The sequence below is a fragment of the Roseivivax sp. GX 12232 genome, from assembly GCF_021272185.1.
Classification (GTDB): domain Bacteria; phylum Pseudomonadota; class Alphaproteobacteria; order Rhodobacterales; family Rhodobacteraceae; genus Roseivivax.
Window position 1 is genome coordinate 285,188 of sequence record NZ_JAJSEC010000002.1, and the last position, 21,380, is coordinate 306,567.

20 protein-coding genes are annotated in these 21,380 nt (G+C 69.5%); 5 read left to right on the forward strand and 15 right to left on the reverse strand.

Features of this window, described 5'->3' with window-relative positions; genetic code table 11:
- Positions 1 to 4 precede the first annotated feature (4 nt).
- Positions 5 to 1,234 (reverse strand): acyl-CoA dehydrogenase, encoded by a 1,230-nt coding sequence (locus LR948_RS05295; protein ID WP_232752935.1) that lies wholly within the window; start codon positions 1,232 to 1,234, stop codon positions 5 to 7.
- Positions 1,235 to 1,310: 76 nt separating this feature from the next.
- Here LR948_RS05295 and LR948_RS05300 point away from each other — a divergent pair, with 76 nt between their 5' ends.
- Positions 1,311 to 2,237, forward strand: a complete 927-nt coding sequence (locus tag LR948_RS05300) for a LysR substrate-binding domain-containing protein (RefSeq protein WP_232752936.1) — start codon at positions 1,311 to 1,313, stop codon at positions 2,235 to 2,237.
- A gap of 140 nt (positions 2,238 to 2,377) precedes the next feature.
- Here the strand turns inward: LR948_RS05300 and LR948_RS05305 are convergent, their stop codons facing one another.
- The gene (locus LR948_RS05305) at positions 2,378 to 4,432 is read right to left on the reverse strand and encodes a LysM peptidoglycan-binding domain-containing protein (RefSeq protein ID WP_232752937.1); all 2,055 of its coding nucleotides are present in this window, start codon (positions 4,430 to 4,432) and stop codon (positions 2,378 to 2,380) included.
- A gap of 127 nt (positions 4,433 to 4,559) precedes the next feature.
- Between LR948_RS05305 and LR948_RS05310 the strand changes: the two genes are divergently transcribed.
- Positions 4,560 to 5,132, forward strand: coding sequence for a TIGR00730 family Rossman fold protein (locus LR948_RS05310; protein WP_232752938.1), 573 nt, complete (start codon positions 4,560 to 4,562; stop codon positions 5,130 to 5,132).
- Here the strand turns inward: LR948_RS05310 and rarD are convergent.
- The 9 genes from rarD to LR948_RS05355 all read right to left on the reverse strand — a co-directional run bounded on the left by rarD (position 5,054) and on the right by LR948_RS05355 (position 13,375).
- Positions 5,054 to 5,971, reverse strand: a complete 918-nt coding sequence (gene rarD / locus LR948_RS05315) for an EamA family transporter RarD (RefSeq protein ID WP_232752939.1) — start codon at positions 5,969 to 5,971, stop codon at positions 5,054 to 5,056. The genes LR948_RS05310 and rarD overlap by 79 nt on opposite strands.
- 95 nt (positions 5,972 to 6,066) lie before the next feature.
- A complete protein-coding gene (locus tag LR948_RS05320) occupies positions 6,067 to 6,522 on the reverse strand; it encodes a host attachment family protein (protein ID WP_232752940.1) in 456 nt (151 codons plus the stop codon).
- Positions 6,522 to 6,752 (reverse strand): hypothetical protein, encoded by a 231-nt coding sequence (locus tag LR948_RS05325; RefSeq protein WP_232752941.1) that lies wholly within the window; start codon positions 6,750 to 6,752, stop codon positions 6,522 to 6,524. Before LR948_RS05325 ends, LR948_RS05320 begins: the two co-directional genes overlap by 1 nt.
- 129 nt (positions 6,753 to 6,881) lie before the next feature.
- Complete coding sequence (locus LR948_RS05330; RefSeq protein WP_232752942.1) at positions 6,882 to 7,490, reverse strand: superoxide dismutase; 609 nt, start codon at positions 7,488 to 7,490, stop codon at positions 6,882 to 6,884.
- Positions 7,491 to 7,653: 163 nt separating this feature from the next.
- Entirely contained in the window at positions 7,654 to 8,214 is a 561-nt protein-coding gene (locus LR948_RS05335) for a sarcosine oxidase subunit gamma (RefSeq protein ID WP_232752943.1), read from the reverse strand.
- Positions 8,207 to 11,209, reverse strand: coding sequence for a sarcosine oxidase subunit alpha family protein (locus LR948_RS05340; protein WP_232752944.1), 3,003 nt, complete (start codon positions 11,207 to 11,209; stop codon positions 8,207 to 8,209). The genes LR948_RS05335 and LR948_RS05340 overlap by 8 nt, the downstream gene beginning before the upstream one ends.
- Positions 11,206 to 11,535: a sarcosine oxidase subunit delta gene (locus LR948_RS05345; protein ID WP_232752945.1), complete on the reverse strand. Its 330-nt coding sequence runs from the start codon at positions 11,533 to 11,535 to the stop codon at positions 11,206 to 11,208. The genes LR948_RS05340 and LR948_RS05345 overlap by 4 nt, the downstream gene beginning before the upstream one ends.
- 90 nt (positions 11,536 to 11,625) lie before the next feature.
- Positions 11,626 to 11,988: a hypothetical protein gene (locus LR948_RS05350; protein ID WP_232752946.1), complete on the reverse strand. Its 363-nt coding sequence runs from the start codon at positions 11,986 to 11,988 to the stop codon at positions 11,626 to 11,628.
- Between the two features lie 142 nt (positions 11,989 to 12,130).
- Complete coding sequence (locus LR948_RS05355) at positions 12,131 to 13,375, reverse strand: sarcosine oxidase subunit beta family protein (RefSeq protein ID WP_232752947.1); 1,245 nt, start codon at positions 13,373 to 13,375, stop codon at positions 12,131 to 12,133.
- A 204-nt stretch (positions 13,376 to 13,579) separates the two neighbouring features.
- Here LR948_RS05355 and ccmI point away from each other — a divergent pair, with 204 nt between their 5' ends.
- Genes ccmI through LR948_RS05370 form a run of 3 tightly spaced genes read left to right on the forward strand, consistent with a single transcriptional unit; the run spans position 13,580 to position 15,543 of the window.
- Positions 13,580 to 14,815 carry a c-type cytochrome biogenesis protein CcmI gene (ccmI, locus tag LR948_RS05360; protein ID WP_232752948.1) on the forward strand — a complete coding sequence of 412 codons (1,236 nt, stop codon included), beginning with the start codon at positions 13,580 to 13,582 and terminating at the stop codon, positions 14,813 to 14,815.
- Positions 14,812 to 15,285, forward strand: a complete 474-nt coding sequence (gene ruvX, locus LR948_RS05365) for a Holliday junction resolvase RuvX (RefSeq protein WP_232752949.1) — start codon at positions 14,812 to 14,814, stop codon at positions 15,283 to 15,285. Before ccmI ends, ruvX begins: the two co-directional genes overlap by 4 nt.
- 12 nt (positions 15,286 to 15,297) lie before the next feature.
- Positions 15,298 to 15,543 (forward strand): DUF1289 domain-containing protein, encoded by a 246-nt coding sequence (locus LR948_RS05370; RefSeq protein ID WP_232752950.1) that lies wholly within the window; start codon positions 15,298 to 15,300, stop codon positions 15,541 to 15,543.
- A 169-nt stretch (positions 15,544 to 15,712) separates the two neighbouring features.
- On the opposite strand, the gene dusA is transcribed toward LR948_RS05370, so the two are convergent.
- The 4 genes from dusA to LR948_RS05390 form a co-directional block, all read right to left on the reverse strand.
- Positions 15,713 to 16,717 carry a tRNA dihydrouridine(20/20a) synthase DusA gene (gene dusA / locus LR948_RS05375; protein WP_232752951.1) on the reverse strand — a complete coding sequence of 335 codons (1,005 nt, stop codon included), beginning with the start codon at positions 16,715 to 16,717 and terminating at the stop codon, positions 15,713 to 15,715.
- A gap of 230 nt (positions 16,718 to 16,947) precedes the next feature.
- On the reverse strand, positions 16,948 to 17,952 hold the full coding sequence (locus LR948_RS05380) for a sulfotransferase (RefSeq protein WP_232752952.1): 1,005 nt from the start codon (positions 17,950 to 17,952) through the stop codon (positions 16,948 to 16,950).
- 418 nt (positions 17,953 to 18,370) lie between these two features.
- Positions 18,371 to 18,760 carry a Cu(I)-responsive transcriptional regulator gene (gene cueR, locus LR948_RS05385; protein WP_232752953.1) on the reverse strand — a complete coding sequence of 130 codons (390 nt, stop codon included), beginning with the start codon at positions 18,758 to 18,760 and terminating at the stop codon, positions 18,371 to 18,373.
- A complete protein-coding gene (locus tag LR948_RS05390; protein ID WP_232752954.1) occupies positions 18,757 to 21,237 on the reverse strand; it encodes a heavy metal translocating P-type ATPase in 2,481 nt (826 codons plus the stop codon). The genes cueR and LR948_RS05390 overlap by 4 nt, the downstream gene beginning before the upstream one ends.
- Positions 21,238 to 21,380 lie beyond the last annotated feature (143 nt).

Here is a 21,380-nt window from a genome sequence, read left to right on the forward strand (position 1 = left end):
GGCCTCAGAAGAAGGCCTGCAGTCCGGTCTGCGCCCGGCCCAGGATCAGCGCGTGCACGTCATGGGTGCCCTCGTAGGTGTTCACCGTCTCGAGGTTGACCATGTGGCGGATCACCTGGAATTCGGCCGAGATGCCGTTGCCGCCGTGCATGTCGCGGGCCATGCGCGCGATGTCGAGCGCCTTGCCGCAGTTGTTGCGCTTGATGATCGAGATCATCTCGGGCGCGGCTTTGGCCTCGTCCATGAGCCTGCCGACGCGCAGGCTGGCCTGCAGCCCCAGCGCGATCTCGGTCTGCATGTCGGCGAGCTTCTTCTGGAACAGCTGCGTCTGGGCGATCGGCTTGCCGAACTGCTTGCGGTCGAGCCCGTAGCCGCGCGCCGCCTGCCAGCAGAACTCCGAGGCGCCCATGACGCCCCAGGCGATGCCGTAGCGCGCCCGGTTGAGGCAGCCGAAGGGGCCCTTGAGGCCTTCGACATTGGGCAGGAGCGCATCTTCGCCGACCTCGACGCCCTCCATGACGATCTCGCCGGTGACCGAGGCGCGCAGCGAGATCTTGTTGCCGACCTTCGGGGCCGACAGGCCCTTCATGCCCTTTTCCAGCACGAAGCCGCGGATCTTGCCGCCGTGTTCCTCGGATTTCGCCCAGACCACGAAGACATCCGCGATCGGCGAGTTGGAGATCCACATCTTCGAGCCGGTCAGCTTGTAGCCATTGGCGGTCTTCTCGGCGCGGGTCTTCATGCCCGCGGGGTCCGAGCCCGCGTCCGGTTCGGTCAGGCCGAAACAGCCGATCCATTCGCCCGAGGCGAGCTTCGGCAGGTATTTCTTGCGCTGCGCCTCGGTGCCATAGGCGTAGATCGGATACATCACCAGCGAGCTCTGCACCGACATCATCGAGCGGTAGCCCGAGTCCACGCGCTCGATCTCGCGGGCGACAAGCCCGTAAGAGACATAGCCCGCACCCAGCCCGCCGTATTCCTCGGGGACGGTGGTGCCCAGAAGGCCCATCTCGCCCATCTCACGGAAGATTCCGGGCTCGACGGTCTCCTTCTCGAAGGCCTCCAGCACGCGCGGCTGCAGCTTCTCCTGGGCGAAGGTGCGCGCGCTTTCGGCGATCATGCGCTCGTCTTCTTCGAGCTGGTCCACCAGGCGGAACGGATCTTCCCAATCGAACGAGCCCAGGTTCGGCGCGTCCTTGGCCTTGAGCTCGGGGGTTTGTTCGAGGTCTTTCATATCGACTCCTCCGACAATTTGCGCGAAGGCTATCTTGCGTGCACGGCAATAAAAAGCGACTATCCCGCAAGTAAAGATGCAGGAAACGCAAGCATCCCCCCTCTCGCGGCGGCTTCTGCCGCCCCTGCCCGCGCTGCGCGCGCTCGAGGCGCTGGACCGGCTCGGCACCGCGGCGGCGGTCGCGCGCGAGCTCGACCTGAGCCAGAGCGCGATCTCGCGGCAGATCCGCACCCTCGAGGACCAGCTGGGCGTCAGCCTGGTCAGCCGCGAAGGCCGGGCGCTGGCGCTCACCCCCGAGGCGCGCGGCTATGCGACCGAGGTGCGCGCCGCGCTGAACCGCATCGCGCAAGCCTCGCTCAGCCTGCGGATGCCCTCGCGGGCGGGCTCGCTGTCGCTGGCGATCCTGCCGTCCTTCGGGATGCGCTGGCTGGTGCCCCGGCTGCCGGATTTCACCCGCCGCCACCCGGAAGTGACGATCAATTTCACCACCCGGCTGCGGCCGCCCGATTTCGACGCCGAGGGCTTCGACGCGGCGATCGAATACGGCACCGATGCGCGCCCCGGCACCCAGCGGCTGATGCTGCGCCCCGAGCGGGTGATGCCCGTGGCCGCGCCCGGCGTGCTGCCGCAGGGGCCGGTGAGCCTGCGGGTGCTGGCGACCCTGCCGCTTCTGCATATCGACACGCGCCCCAAGGCCTGGGAGAGCTGGTTCGCGGCGCAGGGCATGCAGACCGGCGCTCTGCCCGGCACCTCCTTCGACCAGTTCACCACGATCCTCGAGGCGGCGCTGCACGGGCTCGGTGTGGCACTTCTGCCGGACTACCTGAGCGAGGAGGACCGCGCGCGCGGCCGGCTGGTGCTGGCCGCCGAGGCCGAGCCCGCGAGCCTCGGGGCCTATCACCTGGCCTGGCCCGACAGCCGGCCCGTGACCCCTGCCCTCGCCGCCTTCCGCGACTGGCTGGCCAATGCCGGTCAGCCCGAGGACGACCCGCTGCCGAGGTAGGGTGTTTGTGGTGTGGTGATCTGAAGGCGTGCCGCAGCGCCCTCGACCCGCTTGCTGACGTCCCGTGTGTGTAGAGCTCCAACGCCTAAGCTGGCCGCGGGCTTACCGCCAGCGCGCAGCCTCCCCCCATCCCGCGCCGCCTACTCCGGCAGCGCGAAGACCTGCCCGGGGTAGATCAGGTCCGGGTCGCGGATCTGCCCGCGGTTGGCCTCGAAGACCTTCACGTAGAGGATGCCCTCGCCGTAGCGCTCCCGCGAGATACCCCAGAGGGTGTTGCCGGGCTGCACGGTCACCGCGTAGACCGGCGCGTCCTCGCCCGGCGATGCCGCCTCGAGCGCCGCGCGGCTCTCGCGTTGGAAGGGGCTTTCGATGCGCGCCAGCACCCGGCCCTCTCCGTCGACCCGGTCGAGCCGCAGCGTATAGGTGCCCGCGCCGGTCTCGGGCAGTTTGCTGCGCCAGCGGCCCGCCTCGCCCACATCGGTCAGCGCGATCTCGCGGTTGTCGAGGTAGATGCGCACGCTGCCCCCCGGCGTCGCGCGCCCCGCAAGCGAGACGGCGCCGCTGTCGTCGTAGGAAATCGCGTCGAGCGCCACGAACTCGCCCTCGGGCGGCAGGGCGGGTTCGGTGGCGGGCTGGACCACCTCGACGCCCTCGGGGCCCGAGAGGAGAACGGCGGTCGGCGCCGCCCCCGGTGCCGGGGCGTCATCCGCGACAGGCGCGCTGCCGGCGGAGGCCTGCGGGGCCTCCGGGGCGGATAGCGCGACCTGGGGCTGGGCCTCGGTTGGCTGGGGCTGGCCGGGGGTGGTGTCGGTTGTGGTGTTGGTATTGGCGGCGGTGTCGGTGGTGGTGTCTGTCTCGGCGGTGGTGCCCGGCGAGACCGTGGCGGCGTCGTCGCCCGTGCTTGCAGCGGTGGCTTCTGCGGTCTCGCCCGTCCCGCTCTGGGCGCTGTCATCCCCCGCCTCGGCGTTCTGCGCCGGGCCGTCGCCGGTCGTTTGGGGTGCTTCGGCCGTGACTTGGGCGTCCTCGCCTGTCGCGCGGTCTTCGCTGCCAGTGGGCGCTTTAGCGGTTTGGGTCGCGTCGCTCGCGTCAGGCGTTTGAGTTGTCTGAGAACCGGTGGTGTCCCCGTCGCTCGCAGCACTCTGCTCCGACGCCGTGCTACCGTTGATGTCCGCTTCCGATCCTGCAGCGGCCGTTTCGGTTTCGGAAGTGGTCTCGTCAGTCTCAGCTTTCGAGGTCGCGTCCTGAACGTCCGCCGCAGCCATAGCGTCGGCCTGCTCCGTCTCGCCATCCCCCGTCGTCGAAACGCCCGGCGTCGTGGCCGCTGCACCGGTCTGCGCGTTCTGCGTCGAGATCGCTCCGGCGGCCTGAGCATCATCCGCCGCGGCCACCTGCTCGGAGGTCTCGGGGCTCTCGGCCTCAGGTGTCGCCTCCTCCGTCATCTCGGTCGTGCCGCCGTCCGCAGCCGCACCGTCGGTAGGTATCTCATCGCCCGCCTCGGCACTTTCCAGCGCCGCGACCTCTTCCGCCTCCTCCGGGGTCTCCGGGGCCTCGGCCACTTGGGCGGCGGGGGCAAGGATGACCTCGGCCTCGGCGAAGCGTTCCTCCTCGGCGCCCTCGGGGCGCTCGGAGAGGGTCAGCACGCGCGGCGCCGCGCTGGTGCCGAGGTCGGTCAGGAAGACGAAGCTGCCCGAGGCATCCGCCTCGGCCTCGCCCACGTGCGCGCCGCCGAGGTAGAGCGTGACCAGCGCCCCCGGCGTCGCGCGCCCGGCGATCACCGCGTTGCCGTCGGGCGAGACGCGGACGAGATCGAAGCTGGGCGGGGTCTCGGTGCTGGCGCTGTCGTCGGCGGCGGGGTCTTCGTCGGTCGCGGCCTCTTCGGTGGTGTCCGGGGTCGCGTCTTCGGTGGGTGTGTCTTGTGCGTCCGTGTCCGCGTCAGCTTCGGCGCTCTCCGCCCCCTCTGCTGCGGGGGCCTCCGCCGGGCTCTCAGGCGTGGCTGCGGTCTCCGTCTCAGGCGCGGGCGCGTCCTCTGCACCCGTCGCAGACCCGTCCGCCGCGCCAACTTCGGCCCCGGCCTCGCGCTCCAGAAGCGGGTCCAGCTGCCCTGTCGCGTAAAGCCCGCCAAGCGCCAGCGCCAGCACGCCGGCCACCAGGAAGACGGCACCACCCGGTCCGGAAAGGCCCGCTTTTGTTGTCATTTTCGTCCCATCCCCAAGACATGTCGGCGCATGCCGAAAGACCCTGAAAGACAGCCAAGGTCAGTTGAGCGTGTATAGCAACGCCGTTATAGCCGGTCAAAAGCCTCGCAATCCCGGAGTCACTGCAATGCAACAAGCCTCGATCTGCGTCTATTGCGGGGCCCGCGACGGCGCCCGCCCGGCCTATGCGGAAGCCGCCGAGGCGCTGGGACGCGCCATCGGCCAGACCGGCTGGCGGCTGGTCTACGGCGCCGGCGACGTGGGGCTCATGGGCCGCGTGGCGCGCGCCGCGCAATCGGCTGGCGCCGAAACCTTCGGGGTGATCCCCGAGCACCTCGTGCGCTGGGAAGTCGGCAAGCGGGACCTGACCCATTTCGTCGTCACCGAGACCATGCACGAGCGCAAGAAGGTCATGGTGATGAACGCCGATGCCATCGTGGTGCTGCCCGGCGGCGCGGGCTCGCTCGACGAGTTCTTCGAGGTGCTGACCTGGCGCCAGCTCGGGCTGCACGACAAGCCGATCGTGCTGATGAACGTCGCGGGATACTGGGATCCGCTGGTGGCGCTGCTCGACCACGTGGTGGCCGAGGGCTTCGCGGGCGCCGAGACCCGCGCCTCGGTTCAGGTCTCGGACGATGTGGAGAGCACCGTCGCGGCCCTGCGCCGCGCCCTCTCGGAGCGCCAGCTCGCGGTCGAATAGATCGCCAGCGCGGTCCAGATCAGCGCGAAGGCCAGGGCCTGCGACAGGCCGAAGGGTTCGCGGAAAATCAGCGTGGCCACAAGGAATTGCAGCGTGGGGTTCAGGTATTGGATGAGCCCCACGGTCGAGAGCGCCACGCGCCGCGAGGCGACGCTGAAGAGGATCAGCGGCAGCGCCGTCAGCGGCCCGGAAAAGATCAGCAGGATCGAGGTCTTGAGGTCCGCGCCGAAGGTGCCGCCTTCAGGGCCCGCGTGCAGGACCCAGAGCCAGGCCAGCGCCAGCGGGGTCAGAAGCAGCACCTCGGCGGTGACCGAGACCACCGGCCCCACGTCCAGCCGTTTCTTCGCAACGGTATAGAGCCCGAAGCTGAAGGACAGGATGAGCGACAGCCAGGGCGGCGCGCCAAGCCGGACCGACAGGAAGATCACCGCCAGCGCCGCGAGACCCACCGCCAGGATCTGCGCCGGGCCCAGCCTCTCGCGGAAGAAGACCACGCCCATCAGCACGGCCACCAGCGGGAAGATGTAATAGCCCAGGCTCGCCTCGGTCGCCCGGCCGATCTGGATCGCGTAGATGAAAAGGAACCAGTTGTTCGAGATGACCACCGCGGCGAAGGCGATGGTCAGGAAGCGCGTCCGGTCCGAAAGCGCCGCGCGGATCGCGCCGAGCCGCCCCTGCACCGCCAGCACCGCGGCGAAGAAGACGAAGGACCAGAGCGTGCGATGGGCCAGCACCTCGTCGGGCGGCACATCGGCCAGGAGCTTGTAGTAGATCGGCGACAGGCCCCAGATCACGCAGGCGGCCACAACGGCCGCGATCCCGGTTTGCCTGTCCTGCATGTCGTCTCCTCGCCCGGCCCTGCCCGAGCGGTGTGGCAGAGCCAGGCGGCGAAGGCAATCGGCGCCCGGCTGTCACACCGGGCGCCGCGCAGGCCTCAGGCCGCTTCCAGCTCGTCGTGCAGGAGCTGCTCGATCTTGTCGAGCGGGTGGTTGGTCAGGGTCTTGTCGACCTCGGCCACCACCTTCTCGCGGACCTCCTGGTGCAGCTTGTCGCGCATCTCGCCCAGCACCACCGGCGGGGCCACCAGCACGATGCGCTCGAAGCGCTTGGCATGGGCCTGCTTGTAGAGGATCTCGGAAAGCTCGTCGGCGAACCGCTCCTTCGCCAGCTCGTGCCAGTCGGTGTCATCCAAGGCCGAGCGCTGGCCGACGCCGGTGTCGCCCATGCGGCCCGGGCGGTTGGCCGACTGGTCGTAGTCCGAGGGGTTGTCCTGCTCTTCGAGCCGGACGACGTTCAGATCGGGGTTCATCGCGTCCACGTCGTTGCGCAGGAACATCGCCTTCTCGCCGTCTGCGATCAGAACCCAGGTGCCATTCGTCAGCGTTGCCATCACACGTTCTCCTTGTCGCCGCTTCCGTCCTGATCCTGTGCCTTGGGCCGCGTCGGGCCGTTCGATGTGGCATCGCGGCGCTTTTCCTCGTCGCGGGTGCCGACCTTGCGGCTGATCTCGCCGCCGGCGCGTCCGGCCTGGTCGGGCGCCTCGGGCAGGTCCTCGGGTTTCTCGCCGAGCACCTTCTCCGTTTCGCGGTCGCCGTCCTTGGATCTGATGCGTTCTGCCATGACCTGTCTCCTTTGACCGTTGCTGGAATAAAAACGCGTAACCAGAAGTCACGTTCCGAACCCGGCCATAAAAAACGCCCCGGCCGAGGGGCCGAGGCGCTTGCAAGTCAATGACTTACGCGGCGTCGCTTAGGCTTTGGACAAACGCTCCGCGACGTTCTCCCAGTTGACCAGGTTCTCGAGGAAGTTCGAGAGATAGGCCGGGCGCTTGTTGCGGAAGTCGATGTAGTAGGAGTGCTCCCAGACGTCGACGCCGAGCAGCGCGGTCTGGTCGAAGCACAGCGGGTTCACGCCGTTCTCGGTCTTGGTGACCTTCAGCCCGCCGTCGGTGTCCTTCACCAGCCAGGCCCAGCCCGAGCCGAACTGGCCCGCGCCCGCGGCGGCGAAGTCTTCCTTGAACTTGTCGACCGAGCCGAAGCTCTCGACCAGGGCCTTTTCCAGCTCGCCGGGCATGCCGACGTTGTCGGGGGTCATCATTTCCCAGAACTGGTTGTGGTTCCAGTACTGCGAGGCGTTGTTGAAGATGCCCGACTGCGCGACGGCCTTCGGGTCATAGGTGCCCTTGATGATCTCTTCGACGGATTTGTTTTCCCACTCGGTGCCGGCGATCGCCTTGTTGCCGTTGTCGACATAGGCCTTGTGGTGAATGTCGTGGTGAAACTCGAGCGTCTCCTGCGACATGCCCTTCGAGGCGAGCGCGTCGTGGGGATAGGGAAGATCGGGAAGTTCAAATGCCATGACAGTCCTCGTTCGATGAAACGTTAATCTGCGACGTAGTGCCGTTCGTGCGCCGACAAGAGGACGGGGTCAATAGCCGGCGCCTGCGGTCACGGGATCAACGCCAGGCGCGCGCCGTGGTTCCGGCGGGTGGAAGCCTGGTTCGGGGCCCCGGGGTGTCGCCTCAGAGGTGGCCCACCCGCGCGCCGCTGCGGCCCGCGTAGGCCAGCGCGCCGAAGACGTAATCGGCGCCCGAGCGGAAGGCCAGAACATGGGCGGCGCCCGCCTCGAACCAGATCGCGGCGGCGACCTGGGCCAGCCTTGTGCGCCGCACGCAGCCCTCGGGCATGGCCTCGGGGCGCATGTCGGCGGGCGTCAGCTTGGCCAGGGTCTCGCGCAAAAGCGCCTCTTCGCCGGTGAGCCTGAAGGCCGCGCGGGCGTCGGAGACCACGGCCACCAGCGCATGGGTGCCGGAGAGCGCCTCGGAGAGCCGGGCGCAAAGCGCGGGCGCTTCGTCGTAGGGGCAGAGCAGCATCAACTCGTCCGGCGACATCCAGAGGACGGCCCGCGCGCCTTCGCGGGTGAGCGACAGGGGCGCGGGCAGCGCCAGCCCCTCACCCGCGAGCGCGGTCTTCAGTGCCGCCGCCCCGAGGTCGCAGCGCAAGGAGATCATGCCCTGCGGACCCTGCCCTTCGACCAGCACCTCGCCCTCGGCCCGGGCGCCGTCGCGCGCGATGTTAGACATTCTGCTTCTCCCCCTCGGGATCAAAGAAAACCGTGCCGGTGATCTTCGCCGGCACCCGCCGGCCGTCGGTCATGGCGAACTCCAGCACCTCGCCCATGCGCTCGGGGCCATTGTGCACCAGCGCCATGGCGATGCCGCGCCCCAGCGTCGGCGAATGGTAGCTCGAGGTGACCCGGCCTTGGGTGTTCACCTGGCCGTTGTCGTTCTTGCCGGGCGCCACCGCATAGGCGCCGTCCGGCAGGACGCCGCCGTCCAGCGTCTCGAGGCCGACGAGCTGCCAGCGGTCGGGATTGTCCATGAAGCTGCGGGCCTGGGCGCGCTTGCCGATGTAATCGGTCTTCTTCTTGGAGATCGCCCAGTTGAGGCCCAGGTCCTGCGGGATCACCGTGCCGTCGGTTTCCTCGCCAATCATGATGAAGCCCTTCTCGGCGCGCAGCACGTGCATTGCCTCGGTGCCATAAGGGGTTACGCCGAACTCCTCACCCGCCGCGACAAGTTTGTCCCAAAGCTCGCGGCCGTGATGCGCGGGCGTCGCCAGCTCGAAGGACAGCTCGCCCGAGAAGGAGATGCGGAAGATCCGCACCGGCAGCCCTCCGATCTCTCCGTCGCACCAGCGCATGAAGGGCAGCGCCTCCGCCGAGACATCCGTGCCGCCGAGCTTTTCCAGCACCGCGCGCGACTTCGGGCCGACCACGCCGATCTGGGTGTATTGCTCGGTCAGGTTCAGCACCCAGACCTGCCAGTCCCACCATTCGGTCTGCAGCCATTCCTCCATATGGGCATGGATGCGCTCGGCCCCGCCGGTGGTGGTGTGGCAAAGGAAGGTCTCCTCGTCGAGCCGCGCCACCACGCCGTCGTCGGAGAGAAAGCCGTTCTCACTGCACATCAGCCCGTAGCGGCAGGCGCCGGGTTTCAGGCTCGACATCATGTTGGTGTAGAGCATGTCCATGAAGCGTCCCGCGTCGGGGCCCTTCACCAGGATCTTGCCCAGGGTCGAGGCGTCGAGCAGGCCGAGGCCCTCGCGCACCGCCGTGACCTCGCGGTTGACCGCATCCTCGACGCTTTCGCCGGGGCGCGGGTAGGCATAGGGGCGGCGCCAGTGGCCCACCGGTTCCCAGGTGGCGCCATGGGCCTCGTGCCAGCCGTGCAGCGCGGTCTTGCGGACCGGCTGGAACAGCGCACCCTTGGCCTCGCCGGCGATGGAGGCCAGCGAGATCGGGGTGTAGGGCGGCCGGAAGGTGGTCGTGCCAACCTGCGGAATGCCTTCACCCAGCGCCTGAGAAAGCACGGCGAGACCGTTGATATTGCTCAGTTTGCCCTGATCCGTGGCCATGCCGAGCGTGGTGTAGCGCTTGGTGTGTTCGACCGAGGTGAAGCCCTCCTGCGCGGCGAGCTGCACGTCGGTCACCTTCACGTCGTTCTGGAAGTCGAGCCAGGCCTTGGCGCGCAGCGCCTGTTTCGCGCCCTGCGGCATCAGCCAGACCGGCGCCATGGGCGCCTCGTCGCGGGGGCTGGCCTCGGGGGCCTCGGGCACCGCGCTGCCGAAAAGCCGCGCCGCTGCGCTGCCCGCATCCTCGAGGATCTCCGACAGGCCCAGGTGGCCGTTGGCCGCGCCCGCCACGGCGACATGCGCGTTGCCGTCGTGGTTGACCGGCCCGCGCTGCGGGTCGGGGCGGAAGAAGTTCTCGCTCTCGTCCCAATTGAGCTTGCCGCCGACATGGGACCAGAGGTGCACCACCGGCGACCAGCCGCCCGACATCGCCAGGGCGTCGCAGGTGATCGTCTCTTCGCAGGCGCCCTCGCCCGCCTGGGCGCAGACCTCGACCGCGGTGATCCGCGCGCCGCCCGTCGCCTTGGCGATGCCCTTGCCCTTAAGCACCCGGATGCCGCGCGCCTCGGCCTCGGCCATGAGCGCGCCGCCGCCCGCGGGCCGGGCGTCGATGATGGCGGGCAAGCTGAGGCCCGCGTCCAGAAGCGCCAGCGCCGTGCGATAAGCGTCGTCGTTGTTGGTGACCACGACCGTCCGGTCGCCCGGCGAGACGGCGTAGTTCACCAGGTAGTCGCGCACCGCCGAGGCCAGCATGACCCCGGGCAGATCGTTGCCCGCGAAGGACAGCGGCCGCTCGATCGCGCCGGTCGCGGTGACGATGCGCTCGGCGCGGATGCGCCAGAGCCGGTGTCGCGGCCCCTGCGCGCCCGGCGCGTGGTCCGAGACCCGCTCCTGCGCGATGGCATAGCCGTGGTCGTAAAGCCCCGCGCCCAGCGTCCGCGCGCGCAGCCGCACGTTGGGCATGGCGGTGAGTTCCTCGAGCGTGCGGTCGACCCATTCCTCGGCCGGAAGCCCCTCGATCTCGCCGCCGTCGACGGGCGCGCGGCCGCCCCAGACGGGCCCCTGTTCGATCAGCAGAACCGAGCGGCCCGCCTGCCCCGCGATGCGCGCGGCCTGCAGTCCCGCGACGCCGCCGCCGATCACCAGGAGGTCCACATGGGCGTAGTAATGCTCGTAATCATCGGGGTCGCGCGCCTCGGCGGCGGGCGCCTTGCCGAGCCCCGCCGAGCGGCGGATGAAAGGCTCGTAGACATGCTTCCAAAAGGCCCGAGGCTGCATGAAGGTCTTGTAGTAGAAGCCCGCCGGCAGGAAGCGCGCCAGCTTGGTGTTGATCGCGCCGATGTCGTATTCGAGGCTCGGCCAATGGTTCTGCGACCCCGCCGAGAGCCCCTCGAAAAGCTCGGTCACCGTGGCGCGCTGGTTCGGCTCGAAGCGGTCGCCGGTGCCGAGGCCCACGAGCGCGTTGGGCTCCTCGGCGCCCGAGGCCAGGATGCCGCGCGGGCGGTGATACTTGAAGCTGCGCCCCACCAGCATCTGGTCGCCCGCCAGGAGGGCGGCGGCCAGCGTGTCGCCGGCATAGCCCTTCATCTGGCGGCCGTTGAAGGTGAAACGCAGGGTCTTGGCGCGGTCGATCAGGCGGCCGCCCTGGGCCAGACGGGTGCTCATGCCTTTGCCTCCTGGTCCCAGCCGGGACGGCGCGCGGTGAGGATCTCGCGGATCTCCTGCGGGGGTTCCGTGGTCTGGGCGGCATAGGAGCCGAAGACCTCGAGCGTGACGGTGCAGCGCGCGGCGTGGAACCACTTGCCGCAGCCATGGGAATGGCGCCAGCGCTCGAAATGCACGCCCTTGGGGTTCTTGCGGTGGAAAAGGTAGCCCTCGAAGGCGGCGTCATCGCTTTCGGGGCCCTCGCGCGTCAGATGCGCCTCGCCGCCGGGATGCAGCTCGGTCTCGTCGGCGGCGACGCCGCAATAGGGACAGGTCAGGATCAGCACGGGGACCTCCGGGCACGCAAAGCGCCCCGGCCGCGCGGAGCGGTCGGGGCGTGGTCAGGGGTGCGCGGCGGGACAACCCCGCACGCGGTCTTAGTTCTGCTGGGCGTCCGCGCCTGCGGCCGCGCCACCGTCGCCGGCTGTCGCGTCGGCTTCGGCCTCGGCAGCGCCCGAACTTTCGGCAGCAGTGCCACCCGAGGCCGCGGCCCCGGCTTCGGCGCCTTCACCGGCGCCGGCGCTGCCTTCGGCGGCGGCATCCCCGCCGTCGACCGAGATCGAGACGTCGCCATTGCCGTTCGCGGCGCTGCCGCCCTCGGGCGCGTTGCCGGTGAGGGCCCAGGCCAGGACGCCGACGGCGACGACGAGGCCGCCGACGATGAAGACGATCGGCCCGCTCGCGCCGGACTTCTCGACGTGGGTTTCGCGGGTGTGATGGCTGTGGTTCGTGTCGGACATCTGGATGCCTCCGTGACTGCGATATTTGCGCAGACAACGAGAGCCACCCCCCGCGCCGTTCCCGCCGCGCCGGCCTGGCGCGCGGATCGGCGAAGGCTTGCCAAAGACGGCAGGTGCGCCTCGGCGGGTTCCCGCCCGAGGCTCAATGCGCCACCCCTGCCGCGACCGACTCGTCGACGAAGCGGCCTTCGCGGAAGCGGTCGAGCCCGAAGGCCTCGGTCAGCGGCGAATGGCCCTTGGCCATCAGCTCGGCGAAGCCCCAGCCCGAGCCCGGGATCGCCTTGAACCCGCCGGTGCCCCAGCCGCAGTTGATGAAGCAGTTCTCCACCGGGGTCTTCGACAGGATCGGCGAGCGGTCGCCGGTCATGTCCACGATGCCGCCCCATTGCCGCAGCATCTTCAGCCGCGAGATCATCGGGAAGGTCTCGCAAAGCGCGCGCACCGTCTCCTCGATGTGGTGGAAGGAGCCGCGCTGGGTGTAGTTGTTGTAGCCGTCCGCGCCGCCGCCGATCACCATCTCGCCCTTGTCGGACTGGCTCATGTAGCCGTGCACGGTATTGGCCATGACCACCACGTCCATGCAGGGTTTGATCGGCTCGGACACCAGCGCCTGCAGCGCCACGCTTTCCACCGGCAGCCGGAAGCCCGCCATGTCGGCCAGGTGCCCCGAATGGCCCGCGACCACGAGGCCGAGCTTGTCGCAGCCGATCTCGCCGCGGGTGGTGGAGACGCCGGTGACGCGGCCGCCCTCGGTGCGCACGCCGGTGACCTCGCATTTCTGGACGATGTCCATGCCCATGTCGGAACAGGCGCGCGCATAGCCCCAGGCCACCGCGTCGTGCCGCGCGGTGCCCGCCCGCGGCTGCCAGAGCGCGCCGAGGACCGGGTAGCGCGGGCCCTTCAGCTCGATGATCGGCACCAGGCGCTTGACCTCCTCGGGGCCGATGAAGCGGGTCTCGACGTCCTGCAGCGCATTGGCATGGGCGGTGCGCCGGTAGCCCCGCACCTCGTGTTCGGTCTGCGCCAGCATCATCACGCCGCGCGGGCTGTACATGATGTTGTAGTTCAGGTCCTGGCTCAGCGTCTCGTAGAGGCTGCGCGACTTCTCGTAGATCGCCGCCGAGGGGTCCTGCAGGTAGTTCGACCGGATGATCGTGGTGTTGCGCCCGGTGTTGCCGCCGCCGAGCCAGCCCTTCTCGAGGATCGCGACATTGCGGATGCCGTGGTTCTTGCCGAGGTAATAGGCCGTCGCCAGCCCGTGGCCGCCGGCCCCGACGATCACCGCGTCGTAATGCCCCTTGGGCGTGGCATCGCGCCAGGCGCGGCCCCAGCCCTGGTGGTTGCGGAAGGCCTCGCGGGCCAGCGCGAAGGCGGAGTAGCGTGTCATGGAGTGGCGATTCCCGGCTCGATGTCCCCTTGCCTGCCCTCCTCGCATGGGTGCGGGCGCCGCGCCATGCCGGGACCCGTCATATTTCGGCGCAGTTGCGACATCGCCCGCGGCGCTTTGCGACATGGGCGCGCCCCGGGGGTTTTTTGCCTTTTGGTCGGAAGGGCGCGCGGATATGTCAGGCCAAACGTCTGAGGAGACCCCATGATCGCCTTCTGGATCGTAGCCGGTGCCATGGCGCTGCTGGTCGCGGCGCTGATCGGGCTTGCGCTTCTGCGCGGCCACGGGCGCACGCGCGACGCCGCGCAGTCGGACATCGAGGTCTATCGCCAGCAGCTCACCGAGGTCGATCGCGACGCCGAACGCGGCATCATCGCGCCCGAGGAGGCCGAGCGGCTGCGCACCGAGGTCTCGCGCCGGCTTCTGGCCGCCGACGCGCGGTCCGGTTCCGCGCCCGGTCCGGGAGGCGAGGCGCGCGGGCTCTCGCGGCTGACCCTGGCGGCGCTGGCGCTGTTCCTGCTGGTGGGTTCCATCGGGATCTACCTCAGCCTCGGCGCGCCGGGCTACGGCGACCTCGGCCTCGAGGCGCGCATCGCCCAGGCCGAGGAGGCCCGCCGCAACCGCCCCGACCAGGCCGCCGCCGAGGCCGAGGTGCCCGCCGCGTCCCCCGAGGAGGCCCCGACCGAGGAGTATCTCGCGCTGGTCAACCGGCTCCGCCAGGCGGTCGCCGAGCGGCAGGACGACCTGCGCGGCTTCCAGCTTCTGGCGCGCTCCGAGGCCGCGCTTGGCAATTACCGCGCGGCCTATGCGGCGCAGGAGCGGATCATCGCGCTCAAGGGCGAGGAGGCCACCGCCAAGGATTACGCCGATCTCGCCGACATGATGGTGCTGGCCGCGGGTGGCTATGTCTCGCCCGAGGCCGAGATCGCGGTCCAGGAGGCGCTGCGCCGCGACCCCGAAAGCGGCGTCGGCAATTATTACGCCGGGCTGACCATGGCCCAGACCGGCCGCCCCGACCGCGCCTTCCGCATCTGGGACGCGCTTTTGCGCCGCTCGTCCGAGACCGACCCCTGGGTGCCGCCGGTCATGGCGCAGATCCCCGAGATCGCCTGGCGCGCGGGCGTCAACGACTACCAGCCGCCGGTGCCCGCCTCGGCCCTCTCCGGCCCCAGCGCCGAGGACATCGAGGCCGCGGGCGAGATGAGCGCCGAGGACCGCCAGGGCATGATCGCCGGCATGGTCGCGCGGCTCTCGGACCGGCTCGCCAACCAGGGCGGCTCGCCCGAGGAATGGGCCCGGTTGATCGCCGCCTATGGCGTCCTCGGCGAGACTGACCAGGCCCGCGAGATCTGGCGCAACGCGCAGGAGGTCTTCCTGGGCAACGAGGAGGCGCTCGAGACTGTGCGCGCCGGGGCCCGCGAGGCGGGGGTGGTCCAATGATCCACGAAAGCATCGAAGAGGCCGTCGCGGAACTGCCGCCCATGGCGGCGCTGGCCGGGCTCGACCTCGGCGACAAGACCATCGGCGTGGCGGTCTCGGACCGGCTCCTGTCGGTCGCCACCCCGCTCGAGACGATCCGCCGGAAGAAGTTCACCCAGGACGCCGAGCGGCTCATGGCGATCCTCGCGGAGCGCGAGATCGGCGGCGTGGTCCTCGGCCTGCCGCGCAACATGGACGGCACCGAGGGGCCCCGCTGCCAATCGACCCGCGCCTTCGCGCGCAACCTGACCCGGCTCTGGCCGGGGGTGATCACCTACTGGGACGAGCGCCTCTCGACCGTGGCCGCGGAGCGCGCGCTGCTCGAGGCGGACACCTCGCGCGCCAAGCGCGCCGAGCGCATCGATCACGTCGCGGCGAGCTACATCTTGCAGGGCGCGCTCGACCGGATTAGGCATCTCCGCCAGGGCTGAGACGAGGCTTTCATGGGCAAGAGCAGGACAGGCGGCGCGACCGGCGGGGCGATCGAGAGCCCCTGCGTGCAGACCTGCGTCGTGCACCCCGAGGAACGCATCTGCGTGGGCTGTTTCCGCAGCATCGAGGAGATCACCTCCTGGGCGCGGATGAGCCCCGAGGAGCGGCGCGAGGTCATGGAGGCCCTGCCCGCCCGCGCTCCCCGCCTGCAGAAGCGCCGCGGTGGCCGTCGCGCCCGGATGGCCCGGCAGGGCTGAGGGGGTGCGGGGCGGTTTTGTGCCAGGTTTTCAGAGAGTTGAGGTCAACGCGGCTGCTGTTCGGCAGAGCGAATCGAAGGCCGCGCGCGTCTTTGCAGGCAAGCCAATGAAGGCTCCACAGGCCGCTTAGACCGGAGACACCGCCTAAACCGGCCCTCCCGCCTCCCGCTCAGGCCGCCGCCCGCGCCGCCGTCATTTCGTCCAGCGCCCGCAGCACCAGCCCCGAGTCCATGCCCGGCTTGGTGGCGTTCTCGGACAGCACCCGCCGCCAGATCCGCGCGCCGGGCCGGCCCGCGAAGAGCCCCAGCATGTGCCGCGTGACCTGGTGCACCTTGCCGCCCGAGGCCACATGGGCGTCGATGTAGTCGAGCATCCCCCGCGCCGCCTCTTCCGGCGCCACCGGCGCGCGGTCGGCGCCGTAGATCTCCGCATCCGCCCCAGCCAGCACGTCCCAGGGCTGGTGATAGGCCGCGCGGCCCACCATGACCCCGTCGAGCCCCGCCTCCAGGAAGCCCCGCGCCTGTTCGAGCGAGGTGATGCCCCCGTTGATCGAGAGGTGCAGCTCGGGAAACCGCCGCTTCATCTCCATCACGAGCTCGTAGTCGAGCGGCGGGATGTCGCGGTTCTCCTTGGGCGACAGCCCCTGCAGCCAGGCCTTGCGCGCATGCACGATGAGCCGCGTGGCGCCCGCCTCGGCCACGGCCTCGAGGAAGGCCGGCAGCACCTCCGCGGGCTCCTGGTCGTCGACCCCGATCCGGCATTTCACCGTGACCGGCACCGAGACCGCCCGGCGCATCGCCGCGACGCCGCGCGCCACCAACGCCGGGTCGCGCATCAGGACCGCCCCGAAGGTGCCCGATTGCACCCGGTCTGAGGGGCAGCCGCAGTTGAGGTTGATCTCATCGTAGCCCGCCTCTTCCCCGAGCCGCGCCGCTTCGGCCAGCTCCTCGGGATCGCTGCCGCCAAGCTGCAGCGCCAGCGGATGCTCCGCGGCGTCGTGGTCGAGGAGATGCAGCGCCCCGCCCCGGACCAGCGCCGGCGCGGTGACCATCTCGGTATAAAGCAGCGCCTCGCGGCTGAGCTGGCGATGGAAGACCCGGCAATGCCGGTCGGTCCATTCCATCATCGGCGCCACGCTCAGGCGGGCGGCACTGCGAAGGGCGTCAGAGGGCATGGCAAAGCTCCCTAGGGCGCGTTTGGGTCGGAGTGGCGGCTCTCATACGCGCAATCTAGGCGCGGGGCCAGCCCGGAACCAGGTGGGGGCGGTGGCTAGGCGTGGCCTGGGACGCGTTTTGATGCGCTTGAGAGCGCCTAGAGAGGCGGCTGCATTGACGACCGAAAAGCTACCGCGTCCAGGCTTTCTTAGCCGCTATGGGATCGTCGGCCGCCGGATGCCCTCTGAAATCAGGACAGCTTCTCATCCAGCGACTTCTCCAACTCCGCAACATACGCCGCGTTCCTGCGCATCACGTCGGTATCGAGACGCTCCAGAACACTCTGGGGCAGCTTGTACTTCTTGTAGGGGTAGATCCTGTCGAAGACATTCTGCATCCACCAGCGCCAGGGCTTGAGCAGACCCTTGTTGCTGCGTCCAGACCGGGGGTCTCTGCGTGTCTTCTTCCGGGCGTTCGGATCTTTCGGGACACCCGTCGTGCTTTCGAGAAACGCGTTTGTCTCCGGGTAGTCCTCCGACCCCAAGGACTTCAATCCTAGCCTATTCAAACCCCTTTCCCGAATGAAGGTGAGATTCAATGCGGCTTGGGAATACGACCTGTTTTCTCTTGGCGCGGTGCTCAACAGGGTGCGCAGAGCTTCAACTTGGCGATCGCTCAGATCAATCAATTGGGTGAAGGGATAAAGCGTTTTCATCCTGCTCAAGGGAACAGGGAAGACATTGGAGAACCGGTCCTTGTACGTCTTTTCGAGGAATTGGTAATCCAGCCTGTCATGGTCGTATCTTAACATGCTTTTTTCCGGCAGGAATTCATCCAGGTTCTCGTAATCCTCTGACGAGACGAAGAAGTCTTCCGCCGCGATCACATTGCCTTCGTGCACTTTCTGAACATAGAGCGAGGTCAGGTAGTCGATCGGATCCCGATAGGTGATGATGATGCGGGCCTCGGGGCCGAACAAGTCCAGAACCTTGTCTGCCGCGCTCTCGCAGTTGCGTGGGTTCCAGTCGACAAGACCCTCCTGGCTGACAAGGACGCTGCGGGTGTTGAGAACCTCGTGCAGACGCGCTTTGTCATCCGCGCTGTAGGTAAATCTCTGCTTCTTGATCTTCCTGAATTCCGCCGGGTTATACAGGAAGTCCTTCTCCTCGCAGATTTTCGGAAGGAGGTGCTTTTGCAGAGACGTCGTGCCGGTCTTGGGCAAGCCGATATGCACGATGGGGGCTTGGCGGCTCATGGGCTAGGCTCCGATCGCGCCTGGAAAGCCGGCGCCTTTCTCCGGATTGTGACCGCTCTCGGTAGCGACAGTCTTGAACGCGTGGGACGCCACACATCCGATGGCAGGGGAATGAAAAATGGTTCCGAGGGCTCGGGCGCGAGCACCGCCGACGGCGGCTAGGCGCTCCGGAACCACGGTTTTCCTGCTCCCTAAGTTCACCGCACGGTCTCCTCGGCTTCCGCTGGTCTCACGCAATGCCGATACAACCTTTGCGCCGGGGAAGACAATCCGGGCCCGCAGGACGCAAAGAGTGCCCGTGTCCGGGAGAGGTCTCGACCACACGGCGTGCCAGTCGAGAAGCCTGCAACGGCTCGAGCCGAGAAAACCTTGTTGGTCGAGCTTCCAGCAAGACCACCGCCAGCCGAGGCAAGCCCCCTCACCCGCCCTGCGCCAGGTCATCCAGGATCGGGCAATCCGGCCGGTCGTCGCCGTGGCAGGAGCGCACCAGCCGGGCCAGGGTCTCGCGCATGGCTTGCAGGCCGGCGATCCGGGCGTCGACCTCGGCGAGGTGCTCCTCGGCCAGGGCCTTGACCTGGGCGCTCTCGCGGTTGTCGTCCTCGTAGAGCGCCAGGAGCCGCCGGCATTCCTCGATCGAGAAGCCCAGCGTCCGGGCGCGGCCCAGGAAGGCCAGCTTGTGCAGCTCGGTCTCGGCGAAGGCGCGGTAGCCGTTGGCGCTGCGGGCCGGGCGCACCAGGCCGATCTCCTCGTAGTAGCGGATGGTCTTGGCGGGCACGCCCGAGCGGTCGGCCACTTCTCCGATATTCATGCAGGGGTTCCTTTCGCTTCACTGGAGGGCGCGCCGGCGGGGGTGAGCCGGCGCAGGCGCAGGGCGTTCGTCAGGACCGAGACCGAGGAGAGCGCCATGGCCCCGGCGGCGAAGACCGGCGAGAGCAGGAGCCCGAAGGCCGGATAGAGCACCCCCGCCGCAACCGGGATCAGCGCGGCGTTGTAGCCGAAGGCCCAGCCGAGGTTCTGGCGGATGTTGGCCATGGTCCGGCGCGAGACCTCGACGGCGGTCAGGACGCCGCGCGGATCGCCGGACATCAGCACCACGTCGGCGCTTTCGATGGCAACGTCCGTGCCGGTGCCGATGGCCAGCCCGATGTCGGCGCGGGCGAGCGCCGGGGCGTCGTTGATGCCGTCGCCGACAAAGCCGGTGCGGCGGCCTTGGGCCAGCTCTTCCAGGGCGGCGACCTTGCCTTCGGGGCGGACCTCGGCGACCAGCCGGTCGATGCCGAGGCTCTGCGCGATGGCGGCGCCGGTCTCCTCGCGGTCGCCGGTGATCAGCGCGACCTCGATGCCGCGGGCCTTGAGCCCGGCGATGACCTCGGCGCTGCCGGGCTTCAGCGGGTCTGACACCGCGATCAGCGCGGCGATCCTGCCGTCGACGGCGGCGTAAAGCACCGTCCGGCCCTCGCGGGCCAGCGCGCTGGCGCGGGCCTCGAAGGGGGCGGTCTCGGCGCGCTCCTCGGCCATCAGCGCGGCATTGCCGAGAGCTAGGGCAAAGCCGTCCACCTCGGCGCGGACGCCCTGCCCCGGCACAGCGGTGAACCCTTGGGCCGGCGCGGGCGTCAGGCCCTCGGCCTCCGCCGCCTCGGTCAGGGCGCGGGCCACGGGGTGTTCCGAGCCCGCCTCGGCGCCCGCGACAAGCTGCAGGAGCGCCGTGCGGTCCCAGCCCTCGGCGAGCTCGAAGGCCGTCAGCTTCGGGCGCCCCTCGGTCAGCGTGCCGGTCTTGTCGAAGGCCAGAAGCTCCACGCCCGCCAGCGACTGCAGAGCCTCGCCCCGGCGGAAGAGCACGCCCAGTTCCGCCGCGCGCCCGGTGCCCACCATGATCGAGGTCGGCGTCGCCAGCCCCATGGCGCAGGGGCAGGCGATGATCAGCACCGAGACCCCGGCCACCAGCGCATGGGTCAGCGTCGGATCGGGGCCGAGCACCAGCCAGACCAGCACCGTCAGCGCCGCCAGCGCCATGACCGCGGGCACGAACCAGAGCGTGACCCGGTCGACCAGCCCCTGGATCGGCAGCTTGGCGCCCTGGGCCTCTTCGACCATGCGGACGATCTGTGCCAGCGCGGTGTCCGCGCCAACCCGTTCGGCGCGCAACATCAGCCCGCCCGCGCCGTTGACCGTGCCGCCGGTGACGCTGTCGCCGGGGCCCTTGGCGACCGGCGCGGGCTCGCCGGTCAGCATGCTTTCGTCGAGCCGGCTTTGGCCTTCGGTCACGACGCCGTCGACGGGGATGCGCTCACCCGGGCGGATCTGCAGGAGATCGCCCACCGCCAGCGCCTCGACCGGGACCTCGCGCGGGGTGCCGTCTTCGATCCGGCGCGCCATGGCCGGGCGCAGGTCCAGAAGCGCGCGGATCGCGGCGCCGGTGCGGCCCTTGGCGCGGGCCTCGAGCCAGCGGCCAATGAGGATCAGGAGGACGATCACCGCGGCGGCCTCGAAGTAGACCGCGCGCATGGCATCGGGCAGGAGCCCGGGCAGGAAGGTCGCGACCGTGGAATAGCCCCAGGCCGCCGCGGTGCCGAGCGCCACGAGGCTGTTCATGTCCGGCGCGCCCTTGGCGAGCGCCGGCAGGCCGCGCCGGAAGAAGATCCGCCCCGGACCGAAGAGGACAAGGCTCGTCAGCGCGAACTGGATCAGCCAGGAGGCCTGCGTGCCGATCGACGCCTCGATGAGCGCGCCCGCGCCGGGCACCATATGCGGCCCCATGGCCAGGAGGACCACCGGCAGCGCCAGCACCGCCGCGCCGATCGCCCGCCGCTTCAGAGAGCGGGCTTCGAGCGCGCGGCGGGTCTCGGCGTCCTCGGCCACGGCGCCCTGCGGGCGGGCCGGATAGCCCGCCTCTCCGGCGGCGCGGGCCAGCGCCTCGGGGCTGGTCACCCCGTCAAGGTAGCGGATCTGCGCGGTCTCGCTCGCGAGGTTCACCGCGGCGCTTTCGACCCCGGGCACGGCACTCAGCGCCGCCTCGACCCGCGCCGTGCAGGAGGCGCAGGTCATGCCCTCGACCGCCAGCGTGAGCTGCGCGCGGCGGGCGGGATAGCCCGCGGCATCAAGCGCCCGGGCGGCCACCAGCGCGCCTTCGGGACCCGGGGCCTCGAAGCGGGCCTCCTCGCGGGCGAGGTTGACCGAGACGCCGCTCAGCCCATCGGCGCCCTGCAGCGCACGCTCCACCCGTCCGGCGCATCCGGCGCAGGTCATGTTCTCGACCGAGAGCGTATGTGCGGCGGTCTGGGTCATCGGGCCTCCGGTGGGAATCCAAGCGTCAGAGCTCACATAAGGGTTCCAGCAACGGGAAGCTCAAGCCCAGCCTGCGGCTTTTTCACCCTCTTGCGCTCGGGGCGCTGAAACGCGACTGTCTGCGCTCCCGAAACACCCCCCCT

What these genes read in the sequence shown, in the direction of transcription:
- LR948_RS05295 (WP_232752935.1), bottom strand. Translation starts at nt 1,234, where the DNA reads ATGAAAGACCTCGAACAAACCCCCGAGCTCAAGGCCAAGGACGCGCCG.
- LR948_RS05300 (WP_232752936.1), top strand. Translation starts at nt 1,311, where the DNA reads ATGCAGGAAACGCAAGCATCCCCCCTCTCGCGGCGGCTTCTGCCGCCC.
- LR948_RS05305 (WP_232752937.1), bottom strand. Translation starts at nt 4,432, where the DNA reads ATGACAACAAAAGCGGGCCTTTCCGGACCGGGTGGTGCCGTCTTCCTG.
- LR948_RS05310 (WP_232752938.1), top strand. Translation starts at nt 4,560, where the DNA reads ATGCAACAAGCCTCGATCTGCGTCTATTGCGGGGCCCGCGACGGCGCC.
- rarD (WP_232752939.1), bottom strand. Translation starts at nt 5,971, where the DNA reads ATGCAGGACAGGCAAACCGGGATCGCGGCCGTTGTGGCCGCCTGCGTG.
- LR948_RS05320 (WP_232752940.1), bottom strand. Translation starts at nt 6,522, where the DNA reads ATGGCAACGCTGACGAATGGCACCTGGGTTCTGATCGCAGACGGCGAG.
- LR948_RS05325 (WP_232752941.1), bottom strand. Translation starts at nt 6,752, where the DNA reads ATGGCAGAACGCATCAGATCCAAGGACGGCGACCGCGAAACGGAGAAG.
- LR948_RS05330 (WP_232752942.1), bottom strand. Translation starts at nt 7,490, where the DNA reads ATGGCATTTGAACTTCCCGATCTTCCCTATCCCCACGACGCGCTCGCC.
- LR948_RS05335 (WP_232752943.1), bottom strand. Translation starts at nt 8,214, where the DNA reads ATGTCTAACATCGCGCGCGACGGCGCCCGGGCCGAGGGCGAGGTGCTG.
- LR948_RS05340 (WP_232752944.1), bottom strand. Translation starts at nt 11,209, where the DNA reads ATGAGCACCCGTCTGGCCCAGGGCGGCCGCCTGATCGACCGCGCCAAG.
- LR948_RS05350 (WP_232752946.1), bottom strand. Translation starts at nt 11,988, where the DNA reads ATGTCCGACACGAACCACAGCCATCACACCCGCGAAACCCACGTCGAG.
- LR948_RS05355 (WP_232752947.1), bottom strand. Translation starts at nt 13,375, where the DNA reads ATGACACGCTACTCCGCCTTCGCGCTGGCCCGCGAGGCCTTCCGCAAC.
- ccmI (WP_232752948.1), top strand. Translation starts at nt 13,580, where the DNA reads ATGATCGCCTTCTGGATCGTAGCCGGTGCCATGGCGCTGCTGGTCGCG.
- ruvX (WP_232752949.1), top strand. Translation starts at nt 14,812, where the DNA reads ATGATCCACGAAAGCATCGAAGAGGCCGTCGCGGAACTGCCGCCCATG.
- LR948_RS05370 (WP_232752950.1), top strand. Translation starts at nt 15,298, where the DNA reads ATGGGCAAGAGCAGGACAGGCGGCGCGACCGGCGGGGCGATCGAGAGC.
- dusA (WP_232752951.1), bottom strand. Translation starts at nt 16,717, where the DNA reads ATGCCCTCTGACGCCCTTCGCAGTGCCGCCCGCCTGAGCGTGGCGCCG.
- LR948_RS05380 (WP_232752952.1), bottom strand. Translation starts at nt 17,952, where the DNA reads ATGAGCCGCCAAGCCCCCATCGTGCATATCGGCTTGCCCAAGACCGGC.
- cueR (WP_232752953.1), bottom strand. Translation starts at nt 18,760, where the DNA reads ATGAATATCGGAGAAGTGGCCGACCGCTCGGGCGTGCCCGCCAAGACC.
- LR948_RS05390 (WP_232752954.1), bottom strand. Translation starts at nt 21,237, where the DNA reads ATGACCCAGACCGCCGCACATACGCTCTCGGTCGAGAACATGACCTGC.